The 409-nt window shown below is 62.1% G+C and carries 1 protein-coding gene; it reads right to left on the bottom strand.

All coding sequences use genetic code 11. From position 1 onward, the window contains the following. Positions 1-15: 15 nt before the first annotated feature. A partial coding sequence (locus AC1DY7_RS31360) for a hypothetical protein (protein WP_477497658.1) occupies positions 16-409 on the bottom strand: 394 nt, incomplete at its 5' end.

The raw sequence follows: 409 nt of genomic DNA, 5'->3' as shown, positions 1-409 counted from the left end.
CTTTAGGACCGGTCTTCAGTTCTTCGCGATGGAGCCGACTTCGACGGCATCGACGCGCTTGAGGCTCATGCCGATGACCGGCACCAATTGCTGGTCGACGCGCACGGCGATGGTCACCGTCATCGAATTGTCGTCGGGGATGCGGGCCTGCATGACGCCGCGCAACTGGTTGCGGTTAATGGTGAAGACCACTTTGCGGGGATCCACGACATTGCCGCCGATGATGTCGAGGCCCGAACCCGCGGCGCCGCCCATGAAGTTGCCCTTGTAGTCGCGTCCCTTGCGCTCGACGGTCGCCGACATTTTCTGGGTGAAGACGCCGACCCGGCAGCCGCCATCGAGCGACATGCCCATCTTGTTGTCAGGCGTCGAGCCGTCGAAGCTGCAGGTGAATTTCGTGCCCTTGTAC

Source organism: Mycobacterium sp. P2_H7, from assembly GCF_056403275.1.
Note: the sequence above shows the minus strand (reverse complement) of the source record. Positions and strands in the feature narration are given on the sequence as shown.